Source organism: Pseudomonas sp. Root569 (assembly GCF_001427465.1).
GTDB classification, from domain to species: Bacteria; Pseudomonadota; Gammaproteobacteria; order Pseudomonadales; family Pseudomonadaceae; genus Aquipseudomonas; species Aquipseudomonas synxantha.
Window position 1 is genome coordinate 12,774 of record NZ_LMGQ01000014.1, and the last position, 18,692, is coordinate 31,465.

Annotated in this window: 19 protein-coding genes; 12 read left to right on the forward strand and 7 right to left on the reverse strand. The window is 62.2% G+C overall.

Going from position 1 to position 18,692, the window contains the following annotated elements:
• Positions 1-269: 269 nt before the first annotated feature.
• Complete coding sequence (locus ASD70_RS14415; protein ID WP_056846778.1) at positions 270-1,319, reverse strand: LacI family DNA-binding transcriptional regulator; 1,050 nt, start codon at positions 1,317-1,319, stop codon at positions 270-272.
• A 163-nt stretch (positions 1,320-1,482) separates the two neighbouring features.
• On the opposite strand from ASD70_RS14415, the gene ASD70_RS14420 reads away from it, so the two are divergent.
• From ASD70_RS14420 to ASD70_RS14440, 5 genes are read left to right on the forward strand one after another with little or no spacing between them, the layout of a single operon-like run.
• On the forward strand, positions 1,483-2,574 hold the full coding sequence (locus ASD70_RS14420) for a fatty acid desaturase family protein (RefSeq protein ID WP_056846779.1): 1,092 nt from the start codon (positions 1,483-1,485) through the stop codon (positions 2,572-2,574).
• 30 nt (positions 2,575-2,604) lie between these two features.
• Positions 2,605-2,931 (forward strand): MocE family 2Fe-2S type ferredoxin, encoded by a 327-nt coding sequence (locus ASD70_RS14425; RefSeq protein WP_046072175.1) that lies wholly within the window; start codon positions 2,605-2,607, stop codon positions 2,929-2,931.
• Positions 2,928-4,127, forward strand: coding sequence for an NAD(P)/FAD-dependent oxidoreductase (locus tag ASD70_RS14430; RefSeq protein ID WP_056846780.1), 1,200 nt, complete (start codon positions 2,928-2,930; stop codon positions 4,125-4,127). Before ASD70_RS14425 ends, ASD70_RS14430 begins: the two co-directional genes overlap by 4 nt.
• 1 nt (position 4,128) lies before the next feature.
• Positions 4,129-4,947, forward strand: coding sequence for a sugar phosphate isomerase/epimerase family protein (locus ASD70_RS14435; RefSeq protein ID WP_056846781.1), 819 nt, complete (start codon positions 4,129-4,131; stop codon positions 4,945-4,947).
• Positions 4,948-4,997: 50 nt separating this feature from the next.
• A complete protein-coding gene (locus tag ASD70_RS14440; protein WP_056846782.1) occupies positions 4,998-5,951 on the forward strand; it encodes a Dyp-type peroxidase in 954 nt (317 codons plus the stop codon).
• 115 nt (positions 5,952-6,066) lie between these two features.
• Here ASD70_RS14440 and ASD70_RS14445 read toward each other — a convergent pair whose 3' ends face one another.
• Positions 6,067-6,939, reverse strand: a complete 873-nt coding sequence (locus tag ASD70_RS14445) for an undecaprenyl-diphosphate phosphatase (protein WP_056846783.1) — start codon at positions 6,937-6,939, stop codon at positions 6,067-6,069.
• 48 nt (positions 6,940-6,987) lie between these two features.
• Here ASD70_RS14445 and ASD70_RS14450 point away from each other — a divergent pair, with 48 nt between their 5' ends.
• Positions 6,988-7,626, forward strand: coding sequence for a GNAT family N-acetyltransferase (locus ASD70_RS14450; protein WP_046072180.1), 639 nt, complete (start codon positions 6,988-6,990; stop codon positions 7,624-7,626).
• 178 nt (positions 7,627-7,804) lie between these two features.
• Here the strand turns inward: ASD70_RS14450 and ASD70_RS14455 are convergent, their stop codons facing one another.
• Positions 7,805-8,743, reverse strand: a complete 939-nt coding sequence (locus tag ASD70_RS14455; protein ID WP_046072181.1) for a GlxA family transcriptional regulator — start codon at positions 8,741-8,743, stop codon at positions 7,805-7,807.
• Between the two features lie 173 nt (positions 8,744-8,916).
• Between ASD70_RS14455 and ASD70_RS14460 the strand changes: the two genes are divergently transcribed.
• The 3 genes from ASD70_RS14460 (at position 8,917) to ASD70_RS14470 (ending at position 11,429) form a co-directional block, all read left to right on the forward strand.
• Positions 8,917-9,546 (forward strand): TetR/AcrR family transcriptional regulator, encoded by a 630-nt coding sequence (locus tag ASD70_RS14460; protein WP_056846784.1) that lies wholly within the window; start codon positions 8,917-8,919, stop codon positions 9,544-9,546.
• A complete protein-coding gene (locus tag ASD70_RS14465; protein WP_056846785.1) occupies positions 9,543-10,220 on the forward strand; it encodes a type 1 glutamine amidotransferase domain-containing protein in 678 nt (225 codons plus the stop codon). The genes ASD70_RS14460 and ASD70_RS14465 overlap by 4 nt, the downstream gene beginning before the upstream one ends.
• 78 nt (positions 10,221-10,298) lie before the next feature.
• Entirely contained in the window at positions 10,299-11,429 is a 1,131-nt protein-coding gene (locus tag ASD70_RS14470; protein WP_046072184.1) for an alkene reductase, read from the forward strand.
• A gap of 192 nt (positions 11,430-11,621) precedes the next feature.
• Here ASD70_RS14470 and ASD70_RS14475 read toward each other — a convergent pair whose 3' ends face one another.
• Positions 11,622-12,620: an NAD(P)H-quinone oxidoreductase gene (locus ASD70_RS14475; protein WP_056846786.1), complete on the reverse strand. Its 999-nt coding sequence runs from the start codon at positions 12,618-12,620 to the stop codon at positions 11,622-11,624.
• A gap of 211 nt (positions 12,621-12,831) precedes the next feature.
• Here ASD70_RS14475 and ASD70_RS14480 point away from each other — a divergent pair, with 211 nt between their 5' ends.
• Complete coding sequence (locus tag ASD70_RS14480; protein ID WP_056846787.1) at positions 12,832-13,707, forward strand: LysR family transcriptional regulator; 876 nt, start codon at positions 12,832-12,834, stop codon at positions 13,705-13,707.
• Between the two features lie 80 nt (positions 13,708-13,787).
• Positions 13,788-14,174 carry a DoxX family protein gene (locus ASD70_RS14485; RefSeq protein WP_046072187.1) on the forward strand — a complete coding sequence of 129 codons (387 nt, stop codon included), beginning with the start codon at positions 13,788-13,790 and terminating at the stop codon, positions 14,172-14,174.
• A 54-nt stretch (positions 14,175-14,228) separates the two neighbouring features.
• On the opposite strand, the gene ASD70_RS14490 is transcribed toward ASD70_RS14485, so the two are convergent.
• The 3 genes from ASD70_RS14490 to ASD70_RS14500 all read right to left on the reverse strand — a co-directional run bounded on the left by ASD70_RS14490 (position 14,229) and on the right by ASD70_RS14500 (position 17,429).
• The gene (locus ASD70_RS14490; RefSeq protein ID WP_046072188.1) at positions 14,229-15,047 is read right to left on the reverse strand and encodes an alpha/beta fold hydrolase; all 819 of its coding nucleotides are present in this window, start codon (positions 15,045-15,047) and stop codon (positions 14,229-14,231) included.
• A 100-nt stretch (positions 15,048-15,147) separates the two neighbouring features.
• Entirely contained in the window at positions 15,148-16,536 is a 1,389-nt protein-coding gene (locus tag ASD70_RS14495) for an alginate export family protein (RefSeq protein ID WP_056846788.1), read from the reverse strand.
• Complete coding sequence (locus tag ASD70_RS14500; protein ID WP_056846789.1) at positions 16,533-17,429, reverse strand: hypothetical protein; 897 nt, start codon at positions 17,427-17,429, stop codon at positions 16,533-16,535. Before ASD70_RS14500 ends, ASD70_RS14495 begins: the two co-directional genes overlap by 4 nt.
• Positions 17,430-17,571: 142 nt before the next feature.
• On the opposite strand from ASD70_RS14500, the gene ASD70_RS14505 reads away from it, so the two are divergent.
• On the forward strand, positions 17,572-18,639 hold the full coding sequence (locus ASD70_RS14505) for an NAD(P)-dependent alcohol dehydrogenase (protein ID WP_046072191.1): 1,068 nt from the start codon (positions 17,572-17,574) through the stop codon (positions 18,637-18,639).
• Positions 18,640-18,692: the final 53 nt, after the last annotated feature.

Sequence of the window (18,692 nt, forward strand, 5' to 3'; positions counted from 1 at the left end):
CGGCATCCCTGCCGGTTTACCCCCCAAATCCAGGTCGGATTACGGCCAGCGTGGTTTGACGGGGCGCCTAAGATCAAAAGCAGATCAAGATCAAGATCAAGATCAAGAGCGGCTCGCTTCGCATCGTGGTTACCGGGGGCTGCTACAGAGTTGTGTAGTTATCCATGCTGCGCTAGCGGTGTGTCAGCCTCTGAGTTTTTGGCGGGGCCGTCGCCTTCGGGGTAGGTCGAATCTTCGCACTGTCCCTCTCACATTGTGTTTTTTGTGTATCAGGTGCCCATATTTTCCGAGGTCACTATCTGCGGTGGTATATGCACCCGATGCCGCACCGGATCGAAGCCTTCTTCATTCAGCAACTGCACCAGCAGTTGCACCAACGCCGCCGCCGTCTGCCGCGGCTGCGAGTCCATCACTACATCGATCAAGCCGCGGCTCAACGCCTGGCGCGACAGCTCGGTCGACTCCTGCAGAATGCAACACAGCGCCGGGCGCTTAGGCAGTTGCGCCAGGGCGTTGATCACGCCGTCACCGCCGCCGCCCACCACGCACAGGCCGCGCAGGTCGGTGTGGCGGGCGAGCAGGTCGAGGGTGGCTTCCTCGGTGATATCGCAGTTATCCAGGTTGATCAGCGGTTCCAACGGCTTGAGCCCTGGCGCGTGTTCGGCCAGGTAGCTGTGCAAGCCTTTGACCCGTGCCTGGTGCCCGAGAAAACGATGGCCGCCAAGTAAAATGCCAACGCTGCCTTTGCGTGCGCCGCAGGTGTGTGCCAGCAGCCAGCCCATGGTGCGCCCGACCACGTGGTTGTCCTGGCCCACATAGGGTTCGAGGGCCTGCTCATGGATATCCGACAGCAGCGCAACCACTGGTACGCCGGCTTCACGAATCTGCGCCAGGCAGGCGTTGATCAGCGGATGGGCGAAGCTGACCACCGCCAGGGCGTCGCACTGCACCGCCAGTTGCTCGATCTGCGCGACGATGGCATTCGGTGAACGGTCGTTGATGTAGTCGAACTGGCAGCTCAGGTTGGCGGTGGCGTGATGCTGCGCGGCATCGCTTATTGACTGGGCGAGGTTGGCATAGAAGGCCTGGGCGGTGCCCAGCAACAGCACGCCGAAACGGTAGGTGGGCCGCCGTTCGCGGATGCGCTGGCCGATCAGTCGCGCGGCGAAGTAGCCCACGGCTTCGGCGGCCTGGAACACCTGTTCGGCCGTGCTCGGGTTGACCGGCGCGCGGGCGTTCAATACCCGGTCGACGGTGGCCACGCTAAGCCCCGCGTGGGCGGCGACGGTGGCGATGGTTGGGCGTTTATGGTTGTGCATTGGCAGGCCCCTTGAGCGTCTTGATAGAAAACTATCAAGCCCCGCTGGGCCTGGATGATAGCTTGATAGGGAATGGATTCAAGGCCTTGAGGGTGATTTGGCTGCGCTCTATGGTTGGTTCCGCAAAGCACCTGAAACCCCACGCTTGCGGAGAACAATAACAATGCCTGAACACACCGCTTACCGCGCTCGGCGCGACTACAGCCTCACTGGCCCCGAAGCGGCCCGCGCCGCCGAAAAGGGTCTGGTCTCGGCCAACTGGTACCAGTCGCCTATCTCGCGCAAACGCATGAAAGAACTGATGCAGCGCCGCGACGGCCCTGCCTTGCTCGACACCGCCATCTGGGTCTCGACGCTGTTGGTCACAGGCTTTGGTGGTTATTGGTTCTGGGGCTCCTGGGCCTGCGTACCGTTTTTTCTCGCCTATGGCGTGCTCTACGGCACGGCGTCCAACCCACGCTGGCATGAAACCGGCCACGGTACTGCGTTCAAGACCCGCTGGATGAACGACGGGCTGTACCAGGTGGCGAGCTTCATGTGCCTGTTCGAACCCCACGTCTGGCGCTGGAGCCATGCCCGTCATCACACCGACACCATTGTCGTCGGCCGCGACCCGGAGATCGTCGAGCCGCGCCCGCCGAGCCTGTGGATGATGGCCCTCAGCCTGTTCAACCTGCCGCTGGCCTGGAAGACCTTCAGCGGCGTGGCCCGCCATGCGGTGGGCCGTATGAGTGCCCAGGAGCAGGATTTCATCCCCGAGTCCGAGTGGCCCAAGGTGTTTCGCGCCGCCCGTATATGGATTGGGATTTATGCGCTGATCATCGGCACCGCGCTGTACCTGCACAGCTGGCTACCGCTGATGCTGGTGGGCCTGCCCAGTCTCTATGGTGCCTGGCTCGGCTACGTGTTCGGCCTCAGCCAGCATGTGGGCCTGGCCGAAGATGTGCTCGACCACCGCAGCAACTGCCGCACCATCTACATGAACCGCGTGCTGCGCTTTATCTACATGAACATGAACTACCACCTCGAACACCACATGTACCCGATGGTGCCTTACCACGCACTCGAACAACTGCACGAAGAAATCCGCAGCGACTGCCCGCCGCCGTACGCCAATCTGTTCGGGGCCTACAGGGAAATCATCGCGACGATCCGCAAACAGCGCAGCGACCCGAGCTATTTCGTCCAGCGCCCGATTCGCCCGCAGGCGCAATCCGCCCCTGCCGCTCTGCACGCAGAAGCCTCTGCCGGCTGATCTTCATCCCCCGAACAAGAGAACAATGCCATGAACGATCAATGGATCGACGTCTGCGCCGTGGGCGAAATAGACCCCGAAGACGTATTGCGCTTCGACCACGGCGCGCACACCTATGCGGTGTTCCGCTCTGCCGAGGATGAATTCTTCGCCACCGCCGGCCTGTGCACCCACGAGAAAATCCACCTGGCGGACGGCCTGGTGATGGACCACGTGATTGAATGCCCCAAGCACAACGGACGCTTCGATTACCGTTCCGGCAAAGCCCTGGGCGCGCCGGTGTGCGTCAACCTCAAGACCTACCCGGTGCGGGTCGAAGCGGGGCGGGTACTGCTCGCCGTCACGGCCGAAATATGAGCCAAGCCCTGATCATCGTTGGCGCCGGTCACGCCGGTGGCCGTGCGGCACTGACCTTGCGCGAAGAAGGCTACACCGGGAGCCTGATCCTGATCGGTGATGAAGCGCACTTGCCCTATGAACGGCCACCGCTGTCCAAGGCTGTGCTGCAAGGCTCGACGGACCTGGCCGGATGCAGCCTGTGCGACAGCACACGGCTGGCAGCGCTGGGCATCGAGCATATCGCCGGCAACCCGGTGAGCCGCCTGGACCCGCAGCAACACCGGCTGCAACTGGCCGACGGCCAATGGTTGACCTATACCGGTTTGTTGCTGGCTACCGGTGGCCGGGCCCGACGCTTGCCCGAGGCGCAGGCCCCTGTGCTTTACCTGCGTACCCACGATGAAGCCTTGGCCCTGCGTGATAGGTTGCGCCCCGGCACCCGGGTGGTCGTGGTCGGCGGTGGTTTTATTGGCCTCGAGGTGGCCGCGACCGCACGGGGGCTGGGGTGTGAGGTCACGCTGCTTGAAGCCGGGCCACGCTTGGCGAGCCGGGTGTTGCCGGCGCCGATCAGTGCGGCGCTGCTGGCGCTGCATCGTGAGCAAGGTGTGGACGTACGTTTGAACGTCGCCCTCGAATGCATCCACGCCGACGCCGTACAACTGGTCGATGGGCAGCGGCTGCCCTGTGACCTGGTGGTGGCGGGCATCGGCATGCAACCCAATATCGAGCTGGCGGCGGCGGCAGGGCTGGAAGTCGGGCAGGGCATTCGTGTCGACGCGCAATTGCGCACCAGTGCATCGGATATCTATGCGGCAGGGGATGTCTGCGAGTTTCGCCTCGCTGGCGTCTATCAGCGCCAGGAAACCTGGCGCAACGCCGAGGCTCAGGGGCGGCACGCCGCGTTGAACCTGCTGGGGCGCGCGCTGCCATTCGAGACGCTCCCCGGTTTCTGGTCCGACCAATACCACTGGGGTTTGCAGACTGTCGGGGTGATGACTGCACGCACGGTCAGCCGTGCGTTGCCTGGCGCTGGCCTGCTGCTGTTTTACCTCGACGACGATGCCCGGTTGCAAGGCGCGTGCGGCTGGGCACCGGGCAACGGTGCGGCCAGGGACATCAAGTTGTGCGAACGCCTGATTGCCGCGGGCACTGTGCTCAACCCGGGCAGCCTGGCAGATGCCGATGTGTCCCTCAAGCTACTGTTGCGAGGCTGATATGCGTCAACTCCTGGTATTCCAATCGATGTGGGCCATGCAAACCGAGCCTGGCAGCCTCGACACGCAGCTGGACCGCATCGCCGCCGCCGGTTTCGACGGCATCACCGATCATTACTGGACGCCTGCCGCTGTCCCGCGCCTGCACGCTGCCGCCACGGCCAGGGGCTTGCAGATCGAAGGCCAGCTGTTCCCGCAATCGGTGGATGACCTGGCCACCGCATTGGAGGTGATCAGCCGCTATGGTTGTCACCACCTCACCCTGCAGGCCGATGTGCGCCCGCGTACCCAGGCCGAGGCGGCCAGGCTGATCGAAGGCTGGCAACGCCTGGCCGAACAGGTGGACTTCCCGATCCTGCTGGAAACCCACCGTTATCGACTGACCAACGACCTGTTGTTCACCCTCGACCTGCTGACGCAGATGCCTGACCTGAAACTGCTCGCGGACCTGTCCCACTACGTCGTCGGCCGCGAGTTGCCCGAGCCCGGAGCCTTGGAAGACGACGAGCAGATACGCACGATCCTGCGCCATAGCTGGGGCTTTCATGGCCGCATCGCCAGCAGCGAACAGGTGCAGGTCGGCCTGGACTTTCCCCAGCATCTGCCCTGGGTCGAGCGCTTTACCAGCTGGTGGCGCTATGGGATCGACGACTGGCTGACCCGCGCCGAGACGCCCCAGAGCCTGGCCTTCACCTGCGAACTGGGCCCGCCACCCTATGCGATCACCGATGCAAAGGGTCGGGAACTCACTGATCGCTGGGCCGAAGCGCTCAAGATGAAGGCGCTGATTCGCCAGGTGTGGGCCAGTTGTCACGGCTGATCTGCTAACCTGCGCGGGTTCAAACCGACCTTAGCCTATGGATCCGCCCGATGAAAACCTGCCCTGTCCAGCCACCTCTCGAACCGCAGTCCGTGTGCCACCCGATCACCAGCAGCGCGATTTTCATGGTCGCCACCCTGGCCCCTGACGCGGTTGAAAACGTGCGTGGCTGGTGTGCCGACATCGCGGGTCTTGTGCGTTCGGTGGGCAAGCGCGTGCCGTCGGGCAACCTGACCTGCGTCTGCGGCTTTGGCTCGGATGCGTGGGACCGGCTGTTCGGTGCCCCGCGCCCGGCGTCGCTGCATCCGTTCCGCGAGTTCGGTGTAGAAGGGCGCAGGGCTGTGTCGACCCCGGGCGATATCCTGCTGCATATCCGCGCCGAGCAGATGGACCTGTGCTTCGAACTGGCGACCCAACTGATGGCGGCCTTGGGCGATAGCGTCAAGGTGGTGGATGAGGTCCAGGGTTTCCGTTATTTCGATATGCGCAGCATCATCGGATTTGTCGACGGCACCGAAAACCCGGTAGGGCGCAAGGCCGAAAGATTCACCCTGGTCGGTGACGAAGACCCCCAGTTCGAGGGTGGCAGCTACGTGCTGGTGCAGAAATACCTGCACAACATGAACGCCTGGAATAGCTTGACGGTAGAAGCCCAGGAGAAGGTGATCGGGCGCACCAAGCTGGCGGATATCGAACTTGACGAAGAAGCCAAGCCGAGCAACTCCCACAGTGCCTTGACCGTCATCACGGACGAGGACGGCGAGGAAGTGAAGATCCTGCGCGACAACATGCCCTTCGGCCGCCCGGGCGCCGGTGAGTTCGGCACCTACTTCATCGGCTATGCGCGCTCGCCAAAACCTCTGGAACAGATGCTGGAAAACATGTTCGTCGGCCGCCCGGTCGGCAACTATGACCGCTTGCTCGACTTCAGTACCGCCGTGACTGGCGGTCTGTTTTTCGTGCCCTCGGCCGACCTGCTCGAAGAACTGGCCGACCGCCAGTAACCTGTAGGAGCGAGCTTGCTCGCGAAAAGCGTCAACGATAACGCGGGCATCCTGAATGTACGCGGTACCTTTGGATTTTTCGCGAGCAAGCTCGCTCCTACAAAAAATGATCGCGTCAGGTAAGCAACCCGGTGCTGACCGCCACAATCAGGAAGACTCCCAGCAGCGCACGGTAGATCACGAACGGCCAGGTGGAGAAGCGCTCCAGGAACTTCATCAGGCCCCAGATCGCGAAGAACGCCGAGATGCTTGCCACCACCAGGCCGAAGATCAAGTGCGGCCAGGCGTGGGCGGGCATGTCGGCGTGCAGCAGCACCCACAGTTCTTTTAAACCGGCCAGGGCGATGGCCGGCAGGCCCAGCAGAAAGGAAAACCGCGCCGCTTCTTCGCGTTTGAAATTCAGGAACAGCGCTGCGGTCAGGGTGGAGCCCGAACGCGACACCCCGGGAATCAGCGCGCCGATCTGCGCAACCCCCACGATCAGCGCATCGCGCAGGCGCATCTGGCTGACGTTGCGGGTGTGGCGGGCGCGTACTTCGGCCAGCGCCAGCAATATCGCCATCACCACGCAGGCAATGCCGATTACCATCAGCCCGCGCAATGGCGAGTTGCAGGTATTCAAGGTTGAAGACAACGCCAGGCCGGCAATGCCGATCGGCAGGGTCGCCAGCACGATCGCCACCGCCAGCTTGAACCACGGGTCGTTGTAGTCGCCCCGGCGTACCGCACTGATGCTGCCGGTGGTGACCTGGCGCACATCCCGCCAGAAGTAACTGACCACCGCCGCCAGCGCCGCCAACTGCATGGCTGCGGAAAACGCCGAGCCCGGGTCTTGCCAGCCGAGCAGGGCGGGCACCACGCGCATATGCGCTGTGGAAGACACCGGCAGCAATTCGGTAATGCCCTGGATTACACCGAGGATGAAAATCTGCAGGTAATCCAGGGAGGCAAAGCCTACATCCAGGCCGGCGGTACAGACGTTGGTCAAAATACAAGTCCTTGAGTGAAAGGTGGAAGCCGGCGAAGTTTATTCTAAATGTTTCAGGAAATTTGCCCGGGCAAGCGCTATCTGCAATCGGTTCAGCCAATAGAAAGGATTCGACAATCCATTGGCGTGACCGGCACTTTTGTGAACAATGGCGCCCTGCGTTTTTTCACCGAGAGCCCCATGCCTGAAACCACCGTCGAATTGATCCAGACCGGCCCCGAAGACGCCGAGCTGATCCGCAATCTCTACCAGTACTACGCCTACGAGTCTTCGGACTGGGAACAGGAAGATGTCGAGGCCGATGGCCGTTTCTATATCCATGACGAGCACCTGGCCCGCTACTGGCACGACCCACAGTGGAGCGCCAACCTGTTGCTGGTCGATGGCTATATCGCCGGTTTCCTGTTGATCGAAGGCAGCGAACTGCCGGGCATCGACGCCTTGGAACTGGCCGACCTGTTTATCCTCAAGCGCTACCGCCGCAAAGGCATCGGCCGCGCCATTGCCAGCCAGGTGCTGTGCAGCGCAGAGGCCAATTGGCTGGTGCGATTCTATGATCAGGACGAAGTGTCCCAGGCGTTCTGGCGCACCGTGCTGGATAACCTGCCGCGCCCGGTACAGATGATTGAACTGGAGGATGAGCCGCAGTTGGTGAGCTACCTGATTACTCGGGTTTTGCTGCATTGACGGGCGGGTTTTGCTGAGGTTAAAGGCTGCACACCGTAACTGATGCCCCGAGATCAAAATGTGGGAGGGGGTTTGCCCCCGATGCCGGTGGGTCAGGCCCAGTATCAGGCGACTGGCTCACCGCCATCGGGAGCAAGCCCCCTCCCACAGTTCGAACGCCAACAACTCGGCTACGGGCCTAGCCTGGATTGAACAACACCTGCTGCATCGCCTGGGGCGGTTGCCCGAAGGCCCTGAGAAACGCCTGGCGCATGCGCTCGCGATCACCAAAGCCGGTTTCGCGGGCCACCACTTCCACGGGGTGACGGCTGGTTTCCATCATCGCCCGCGCCGCTTCCACCCGCAGGGCTTCGATGGCCTTGGCCGGGGTCTGCCCGGTTTCTTCGCGAAACACCCGGCTGAACTGGCGCGGGCTGAGCCGGGCGACGTCGGCCAGGGCTTCTACCGATAAATCGTGGGTGAGGTTTTCACGGGCATAGGCCAGGGCCAGTTGCACGCGATCGGACTTGGGGTCCAGTTCCAGCAAGGCCGACAGTTGCGATTGCTCGCTGCCGCGGCGCTGGGCGATCACCAGCTTGCGTGCGATGCGCCGGGCGAGGTCGCTGCCCAGGTCGTTCTCGACCATGGCCAACGCCAGGTCGACCCCGGCGCTCATGCCGGCGCCGGTCCACACCTGGCCGTCCACCACGAACAGCTTGTCTTCTTCCAGGCGGATATCCGGGTAGCGCTTGCGGAACGCCGGCGCGTGGATCCAGTGGGTGGTAGTGCGCTTGCCTGCCAGCAAACCAGCCTCGGCCAGCACAAAAATGCCCATGCACAACGAGGCCACGCGCCGCGATTGAGCCGACGCCGCCTTGACCAGCTCCAGCAGGTTGGCCTCCGGCAGGCGAAACTCCAGGTAACCGCTGACGATCAGGGTGTCGTAGCCCTCTGGCCGGATCGCTGTGGTGTTCACCGAAAAGCCCTGGGAGGTCATCACCGCGCCGCCGCTTTCCGACACCAGGTGAAACTCGTAGGCCGGCTCACCGCGCAGCAGGTTGGCGCACTCGAACACCGAGCCCAGGCTGAGGCTCAAGGATTGGAAATTCGGGTAAACCATCAGCGCAACGCTGTGCATTGCATCTCTCCAAGGGGCGGGGGAGAGGCGATTGTCGGCGTGTGCCAGGTAAACGGCAACCGACTTTGGTTCATGTCCGGAATCCTTGCGGATATGACATTGTGAGCCGTTGCCTCGCTGCCTAACATGGCCCCAACGAACTAGACGACTGGTCTAATCGGATGAGGTCAAGCATGAACCACCCAAGCAAAAGTGCACGGCAGGCGATCCTTGAACGTGGGCAATCGATTGTCGGTGCCAAGGGATTTTCCGCAGTGGGCTTGAACGAAATCCTGCAGGCTGCCGAAGTGCCCAAGGGCTCGTTTTATCACTACTTCGATTCCAAGGATGCGTTCGGTGTGGTGTTGCTCGATACCTATTTCGACCATTACGTCCAAGGCATGCAGGCTCTGTTCGATCAGCCGGGGTTATCCCACCACGCCAAGCTGATGCGCTATTGGCAATGCTGGATCGACAACCACACGGGCTGCACGGATGCAGGCAAATGCCTGGCGGTCAAGCTCGGGGCCGAAGTATCAGACCTGTCAGAGCCGATGCGGTTGGCCCTGCTACGCGGTACTGCACGCACCATCGAATTGCTTGCCGTAGCCCTGCAACGCGGCGTGGAAGACGGCTCGCTCACGTTCGAGCAAGCCCCCGAAAGCCTCGCCCAACGCCTGTATGCGCTGTGGTTGGGAACTAGCGTCATGGCCAAGATTACCCGTACCACTGCGCCGTTCGCCGAGGCGCTGTTGCTGACCCGACAGTTGTTGGGTGGCTCTGAAAACCCTGTTATTCACTTTGATCGAGGCACTGGAAAATGAACGTATTAATGGTACTGACCTCTCACGACCAGCTTGGCGATACCGGGCGCAAGACCGGCTTCTGGCTCGAAGAATTTGCCGCACCCTACTATGCCTTCAAGGACGCCGGCGCCGAGGTGGTGCTGGCTTCTCCAGCGGGCGGCCAGCCGCCTCTGGACCCGGTCAGCGACCTGCCGGACTTCCAGACCGAGCAAACCCGTCGCTTCGCCGCCGATCCTGCGGCGCAACAGGCCCTGGCCAACACCTTCAAGTTGGACACCGTCAACGCCAACGACTTCGATACGGTGTTCTACCCAGGTGGCCACGGCCCGTTGTGGGATTTGGCGGAGTCGCCGGTGTCCATCGCGCTGATCGAGTCGTTCGAACGGGCCGGCAAGCCCATCGGCTTTGTCTGCCATGCCCCGGGTGCCTTGCGTCACGTCAAGGCGGTCAATGGTGAGCCGTTGATCAAGGGTCGCCGCGTAACCGGGTTCTCCAACTCGGAAGAAGCAGCGGTGGAGTTGACCGATGTGGTGCCGTTCCTGATTGAAGATGAATTCAAGAAGTTGGGCGGCAAGTATGAGAAGGGCACCGACTGGCAGTCCTTCGTGATCGTCGATGGCCTGCTGGTTACCGGGCAGAACCCTGGTAGCTCCAGCGAAGTGGCCAAGGCCCTGCTGACCCTCATCGCTTAACTCAATTAACCGCTATGCGCATTTGGCGACTCCCCGGAGTCGCCACTGTTTTCGTTCGCCCTGAATTTGGACTACCCCATGCCTGACTGCATCTTGAACACCCCGATAAAACTGGGGCATCACCGCTTGAACAATCGCATCGTGCTGCCGCCCCTGACACGCCAGCGCAGCGCCCAACCGGGGGATATCGCCACCGACCTGATGGCCGAGTATTACCGCCAGCGCGCCAGTGCCGGCTTCATGGTCAGCGAGGGCACGCAGATCGAGCCCCGTGGCCAGGGTTACGCCTGGACGCCGGGCATCTACAGCCCGGCGCAGATCGATGGCTGGCGCAAGGTCACGACGGCGGTGCACGCCGAGGGCGGGGTGATCTTTGCGCAGTTGTGGCATGTAGGGCGGGTGTCCCATAACGCCTTGCAGCCCGATGGTGCGGCGCCGGTAGCGCCCTCTGCGTTGTCGGCGTTGCAAGCCAAGGCCTTTATCGAAACCGGCCCGGGTGTCGGAGAGCTGGTGCAACCGCCTGTGCCCCGGGCGCTCACGACGCTGGAGATCGAAGAGTTGGTTGGGCACTACGCCCAGGCCGCACGCAATGCCCTGGATGCCGGGTTCGATGGCGTGGAAATCCACGCGGCCAACGGCTACCTGGTCAACCAGTTCATCTCGGCCCATTCCAACATTCGTGAAGATGAATACGGCGGTTCGCTGGACAATCGCCTGCGTTTGTTGCGCGAGATTGTTGAGGCCGTGTGCAAGGTGGTCGGGCCTGAGCGCCTGGGCGTGCGCTTTTCACCGTTGTTCAGCGGCACCGACCAGGACCGTGTCTACATCGGCCTGGTAGAGGAAGACCCGCACCACACCTATATCGAAGCGATCAAGGTGCTGGAAGCGTCAGGCATCGCCTATGTGTCCATCGCCGAAGCCGATTGGGAAAACGCCCCCGACCTGCCCGAAACCTTTCGCCAGGCGGTGCGCAGTACCTTCAGCGGCAGGATCATCTACGCCGGCCGCTACACCGCCGAGCGCGGTGCTCGATTGGTCGAGGCCGGGCTGGCGGACCTGATCGCGTTCGGGCGGCCGTTCATTGCCAACCCAGACTTGCCCCAGCGGATCTTCAATGGCTGGCCGTTGAATGCGTTGAAGGCAGAGGGTTTGTATGGCGGGACGCAGGCGGGGTATGTGGATTATCCGGTGTATGCCGAACCAGAGTGACACACGCACTAAGTGGGAGGGGGCTTTGCCCCCGATGACGGTGGGTCAGCCAACATCAATGTTTGCTGGGCCGACGTCTTCGCAGGCAAGCCCTAATGCCGGTCAGTCAAGGCTTTATGTAGGAGCGAGCAAGCTCGCTCCTACAGAGGGCGATGTACGCTTAAGCCGGTCGCCAGGGATTGAGAAAGCACCTCACTCGACCCGCAACACAATCTTGCCAATATGATCCCCACCCTCCATCCGTGCATGGGCTTGGGCGGCGTCAGTGTATTCGTAGACCTTGTCGATGATCGGCAGGCAGCGTCCAGCGCTCAATACCGGCCATACGTATTCGCGCAGTTGCTCGGCAATCGCGGCCTTTTCGTCGCGGGTGCGGGCACGCAGCAGCGAGCCGGTAATCACTGCGCGTTTGGCCATGATGGTCAGCAGGTCGACGTCATGGGCCTTGCCGCCGCCGAGGAAGCCGAGCATCACCAGGTGGCCGTCCATGCCCAGGGACTTGAGGTTGTCGTTCAGGTATGAGGCACCCATGATGTCGAGGATCACGTTCACGCCTTTGCCGTCGGTCTGTTGGGCGATGACCTCGGCAAACGCCTGTTCGCGGTAGTTGATCGGCTCGGCGCCCAGCTTGGCAATCGCTGCGCATTTGTCAGCGCTGCCGGCGGTGGCGAATGCCTGGATACCGAACTCCTGGCAGAGCATCAGCGCGGTGGTGCCGATGCCGCTGGTGCCGCCGTGGATCAAGGCGCGCTGGCCTTTGTGCGCACCGCCCAGGCCAAACAGGTTGGCCCAGACCGTGAAAAAGGTTTCCGGCACGGCAGCGGCCTGGATCCAGTCCATGCCTGCAGGGACTGGCAGCGCCTGGCTGGCCGGCACCGCGCAAAACTGGGCATAGCCGCCACCATTGGTCAGGGCGCAGACTTTGTCGCCCAGGCGGTATTCGGTCACACCCGTACCCAGTGCCACCACCTCACCGGCCACTTCCAGCCCTGGAATCGGATTCATGCCCGGTTTCATCGGGTATTTGCCGGCGCGTTGCAAGGCATCGGGGCGGTTGACCCCGGCGGCGTGCACGCGAATCAGAATCTCGCCTGGCCCGGCCACCGGCACGTCTGCTCGACGTGGCTGCAGGACGTCGGGGCCGCCAGGGGTGGTGATTTCGATCAGGGTCATTTCTTGGGGAAGCGTCATGGATGAGTTCCTGTAGCGGTGAGCGTATGAGTTGGGACCGTGGCGCATAGTCGGCAGTTCAGCCAGATCATGCCGGGTTACGGTGGCAATGCAACCCTAGGGGGCGCACACGGGTGTCTTTCTTCGCTGCTTAGCATAGCGTGCTCTGGTGATGCAATAATGCAGCGAATAGGCAGCGCAATGCTGCAACTACGCATCGTTGGGGGTCGCTATGAATTGGGATGATGCGCGGGTGTTCCTGGCGGTGTGCCGTGCGACGACATCGCGCGGCGCCGCCCGGGTGCTGGGGGTGGATCAGGCCACGGTAGGGCGACGGATCAATGCTTTGGAGAAATCCTTGGGTGCCACCTTGTTCCTGCGCACCAGCGACGGCTTTGCACTGACGGCTGTGGGGGAGGCGGCGTTGCGTTCGGTGGAGAAAATGGAGCGCTCAGCCCTGGACCTCGAGCGCCAGATCCAGGGCATGGATGATCGCCTCACCGGAACTGTGCGCGTCAGCACCACCGACTCCCTTGCCATTGATTTCCTGATCCCGGCCATTGCCCGGCTGCACGACCAGCATCCCGATGTGCGCGTGCAGTTGGACGCCTCCACTCAATTCCTCAGCCTGGCCAAGCGCGAGACCGATATCGCCGTACGCAACGCGCGCCCGGACAGCCCCGACCTGCTTGCCCGTCTTATCGGGCGTTGGCCGGTGGGGTTGTTTGCGTCCAAGGCTTATATCGACCGCCACGGCGCGCCGGAGCCGGGCAGCTTGTTCGATGGGCATGACCTGGTGGTTTACCAGCCGCACCTGCAAAGCCAGAAGGACCTGACCCTGGCGTGCGAACCTTTGGGTCGCGGGCGCATCGTCGCCGCCTTGAGTTCCAGCCTGTTGGTACGCCGCTCCATCGCCGCCGGGATCGGCATCGGTGAGCTGCCGATTCTCACCGGCGAGCGCGACGGCCTGGTACGCCTGTGGCCGCAACGCACGCGGCCGTTGCCCTATGACGTGTGGCTGGTCACCCACGCCGACCTGCGCCATACCGCGCGGGTGCGAGTGGTGATCGATGAAATCGTCGCGGGATTCGCGGCCGCGATGGCCTGAGGTCAGCACAAGCCTGCAAGCGCATGGGTGCGACTGTGGGGACACTGCGGTCAGTCATTGTCGACGGACACAGGTGGTCTATGAACGAAGCAAGAAATCAGAATATCGGGCTGTTGTTCCTGCGGGCCAGCGGGGCGTTGTTCCTGTTGTGGGTACATGGGTTGCCCAAGTTGCTCAACTTCAGCGAACAGTTGAAGCTGATCGAAGACCCGTTTCATCTTGGGGCCCAGGTCACCTTGTTGCTGGCGATTTTCGCCGAGGTGCTGTGCCCGCTGCTGATCATCGCGGGTGTGCTGGTGCGCCTGGCCTGCCTGCCGATCCTGGCGGTGCTGGTGATTGCCTTGCTGGTGGTGCACCCGGAGTGGACGCTGTTCGAGGGACAGTTCGGCTGGCTGCTGTTGATCATCTTTACCAGCATCCTCATTGCCGGACCGGGCCGGCTGGTAGTGGCTCAGCGTTTTGCCTGAGCAAAAAAAGGCCGGGCGAGCCCGGCCAAACAAGGAGAGGATGTTTCAAGCGGTTCAGCGGTTCAGGAACGCCAGCAGGTCTTCATTGAGCCGCTGGGTGTGGGTTGCAGCAAACCCGTGGGGTGCATCCTTGTAGACTTTCAATTGCGCGTCTTTGATCATCTCGGCCGCGACCTTGCCGGTGGTCTCGAACGGTACGATCTGGTCGCCATCGCCGTGGATCACCAGGGTCGGCACGTTGATCTTGGCCATGTCGGGACGGAAGTCGGTTTGTGAGAATGCGGTGACGCAGTCCACGGTGGATTTCAGCGAGGCTTGCAGGGCGATCTGCAGGGTTTGGGTGAGCACGCCCTCCGAGACTTCCTGGCCTTTGTTGAGGCCGAAGAACGGGGTGTTGAAATCGCTGATGAATTGCGCGCGATCTTTCAACAGGCCCGCCTTGATGCCATCGAATACGTCAGCGGGGACGCCCTGGGGGTAATCAGGCTTCTGACCAAAGATCGGCGTCACCGCCCCCAACAGCACTAGGCCGGCGACACGGGCACTGCCATGGCGGGCGATATAGCGCGCCACATCACCGCCACCCATGGAAAAGCCCACCAGGGTCACGTCCTGCAGGTCCAGGTGTTCGATCAACTGGGCGATATCATCGGCGAAGGTGTCATAGTCATTACCGGTCCAGGGCTGGTCCGAGCGGCCGAAACCACGGCGGTCGAACGCAATGGTGCGAAAGCCGCGGCTGCTCAGGTATTCCATCTGGTATTCCCACATGTCGGCATCCAGCGGCCAGCCGTGGCTGAACAGCACGGGCTTGCCGCTGCCCCAGTCCTTGAAGTAGATCTGGGTACCGTCTTTGGCAACGAATGTGCTCATCTGAATCTCCTTGCTTGAGTGATAAGAGCAGTGAAAAATCCGCGTTACTATTGCCGTAAACCCAACCACAGGCTTGTACGGGTGTGCTTGCATGGGCTTACTAACTGAACTTGAGCTCCATGCCCAGGTAGTTGCTGTCGTGTCCGCCGGCATCGCGCAGGGTTTGGCCGACGGCATAGTGCACAGCTTCGACTGCGCCACTGAGGTTGGACGTAAAAGCGTAGTCGGTGCGCAGTTGACCGTAGGCGCCAGTCCAGCGTTCACCCTGGCCAGCGGTGCCGGCGACGGCCAGGTTCGGCTGGGTGTAGACCGCGTCCGCGGTGGTCTGCCGCCAGAGCAGGCCGATGGCGGTTTGCACGCTGAGCTTGGCGATGGGCTTGACGGTGATCGACGGCTTGACGTGGATCAGGTTGCTGTAGCCCGTATAACCGGCCAGGGAAAAATAGTAGCCATTGGGGAACAGCGGGTTGAAGGTGCCGACGCGACCGTCACCGCTCTTGCGGTCACCGGAGGCGATATCCAGTTGCATGCCGATACGTGGTTTCCATGCCAGTGTGTCGAAGGTGTAGCCAGTGCGGCTGCCGCCCGCCCAGGCGCGGATGGTCTTGCTGCCCACCGAGCCCCTTTGCAGCATGGCTTCGATATCCCAGTCGAACCCTTGGGCCGCGCCACCCAGACGTGCGTCGAGCAGCTGGCGGGTCTCGTCGCCGTCGGCGTCCAGATAGTGCGCGGCCCTGCGTTCGTAGACGCCGTAATAGGCTGACAGCTCATTGCTGCCGCCCACCAGACGCTCGACCCGCAGCATGTGAAAGCGCGCATCACGGTTGGATTTGTCATCGAAATGCCGGCCATCCTGGTACTGCACCGGTTGGCTGGCAATCCCGATAAAACGCCATTGTGGCGTTTCCCAATCGGCCCACAAAGCATCGAAGGACTGCCGCACATTCGGGCCGTCCCGTGACGAGATGAAGCGCTGCAAGTCGAAGGCAAAATCCTGGCGGCCAGCCCGTGCCTTGAACGTGCCGGCGCTGAAGGTCTTTACGTACTCGGCAAAGGCCAGGCGCAGGTCGACACGGTTCTGGTCGGCACCGCCGATCGTGGTCTTGTCATAAGCCCGCACATCCTCCAGCTGGGTGAACAGCCGCCAATGCTCGTCCAGGTGCAAGTCGGCATGCACCTGGAAACGCTGGATCAGGTAGCGGTCACGCTGCACATCGCGCACGCCGAACCCGCTGGCGTCGTTCATCTCGAAGCGTTCGCGCAACGTCGCACCCAAAGACAGATAGGTGAACGGGTTGGCGGCGGACAGCGGGATGTACTTGAGATTGTCCAATGGTTGCGTGCGCAGTGCCGGATCCTTGAGCACGGACCAGTCCTCCTGCCAACGATTGGCCTTGATCGCCGGACGGGTCGGTTGCGCGTCGGCGTGGGCGCTGCCGGCAAGCAGCGGCCACAGCACGGCCAGGCCCCAGCCTGTACGGCGAATCATTTTGCCGCGGTGAGCTGATGGATTTCCGCGACGTAGCCGCCGGGGAATTCCACCAACGCGCTGCGACGGCGTTTGCTGTCGAAGCTCGGCACCAGCACTTTGGCCCCTGAGCCGGTGGCCTTGGCCAGCGTGGCGGTCAGGTCGGCCACCTGGTAACCGGTGGTTTCATGGCCAAAGGGGTAGGGCAGTTGGCCGTTGGTGACCAGCACCGCCATGCGCCCAAATGGCGACTGGATGTCGACGCGTCGGTACATACCGCCGGCCTGGCCGACGTCGGCCCCGGGCGCCTGCTTGTCATCGGCAATGACTTTGCCATGGGAGAAACCGACGAAGGCCTTGATAAAGCGGTCGGCACGGTCTGCGCTGAGGTACACGCGGTTTTCCGGCACCGTCTGGAAGGCGGCGTAATCCGGAGTCTTGGTGTGCCAGTAGAGTTGCATGTTCACGCCGCCTGGCCACTGCACCACGGCATCGCGACCGATGGGGTCGGGAAAGTCGCTGACGATCACCGCGGCACCGTTTTCCCGGGCCGCCTTGAGCGCTACGTCCATGTCCTTGACCAGGTAGCCATTGCGTTCCTGACCAAACGGATGGGGGATGGGCGTGGTGAAACCGAACAGCGACACCGTACCGGCCGGGGTCTGCAGCAATTGCGAGGTGGTGCTGCTTGGCACTGGCAGTACATTGACCACTACCTGGGGCGTACTCTTGCCGCCGAACGTGGCCAGGAAGCTCTGGGCAAAACGCTCCACATCCGCCGGTGCCACATACACATGGCTGGTGTCATATTGCGGCGCTACGGCGACCATCGGCGTAGCCGCCCAGGCGCTGCCCATCATGGCCCCAGCCAGCAATGTCACTGCCAGGGATACCGCCCTCACTTGCCTACTCATGCCTAGTCTCCAGCGCTGTCAAGAAAGTCAAAAGCTTAGGGGCTCAGGCAGTGACGCCGATTGTATGGGCGTGCTTGGTTGAACGGTTCAGCGTCTAAGCGGGTCAACTGCTTCTCAACGTCAGATCACACAGGTGAACGAAATGGCCAAGACTTACAGCTACGCCGCCCAGAACGCCAAGGACACCCTCAAGCCCTACACCTTCGAGCGCCGTGCGCCGGGGGCTGACGATGTACAGATCGACATTCTCTATTGCGGGGTATGCCACTCCGACCTGCACACCGTGCGCAACGAATGGCACAACACCCTTTACCCTTCGGTGCCCGGGCATGAAATTGTTGGCCGGGTGACGGCGGTGGGCGCCAATGTGAAAAAATTCAAGGTCGGCGACCTGGCCGGTGTCGGCTGCATGGTCGACAGCTGTCAGCAGTGCGCATCCTGCGCGGAGGGCGAGGAGCAGTACTGCGAGAACGGCTTTACCGGTACCTATAACGGCCCGGTGTTCGGCGGTGAAAACACTTTCGGCGGCTACTCGGACAATATCGTGGTCAAGGAGCAGTTCGTACTGCGCATCTCCCACGACGCCTCGAACCTGGCAGCCGTGGCGCCGTTGTTATGCGCGGGCATCACCACTTACTCGCCGCTGCACCACTGGAAGGTCGGCCCCGGCCAGAAAGTCGGTGTGGTCGGCCTTGGCGGGCTGGGCCACATGGCGGTCAAGATTGCCCACGCCATGGGCGCCCACGTGACGCTGTTCACCACCTCACCGAACAAACGCGAAGACGGCCTGCGCCTGGGTGCCGACCAGGTGGTGGTGTCCAAAAACGCGGATGAAATGGCCAAGGTCGCCAATAGCCTGGATTTCATCCTCAACACCGTCGCTGCACCCCATGACCTGGATGCCTTCCTCAACCTGCTCAAGCGCGACGGCACCATGACCCTGGTCGGCGCCCCCGACAGCCCGCACCCGTCGCCTACGGTGTTCAACCTGATCTTCAAGCGCCGCAGCCTGGCCGGCTCGCTGATCGGTGGCATCCAGGAAACCCAGGAGATGCTGGATTTCTGCGCCAAGCACGGGATTGTCTCGGATGTGGAAATGATCGATATCCAGGGCATCAACGAAGCCTATGAGCGCATGCTCAAGGGCGATGTGAAATATCGTTTTGTGATCGATATGGACAGCTTGAAGCGAGAAAACCACGCAGCCTGAAACGCCGCGGGTCCAGTGTGGGAGGGGCGGAGCCCCAATGACCATGGGTATTT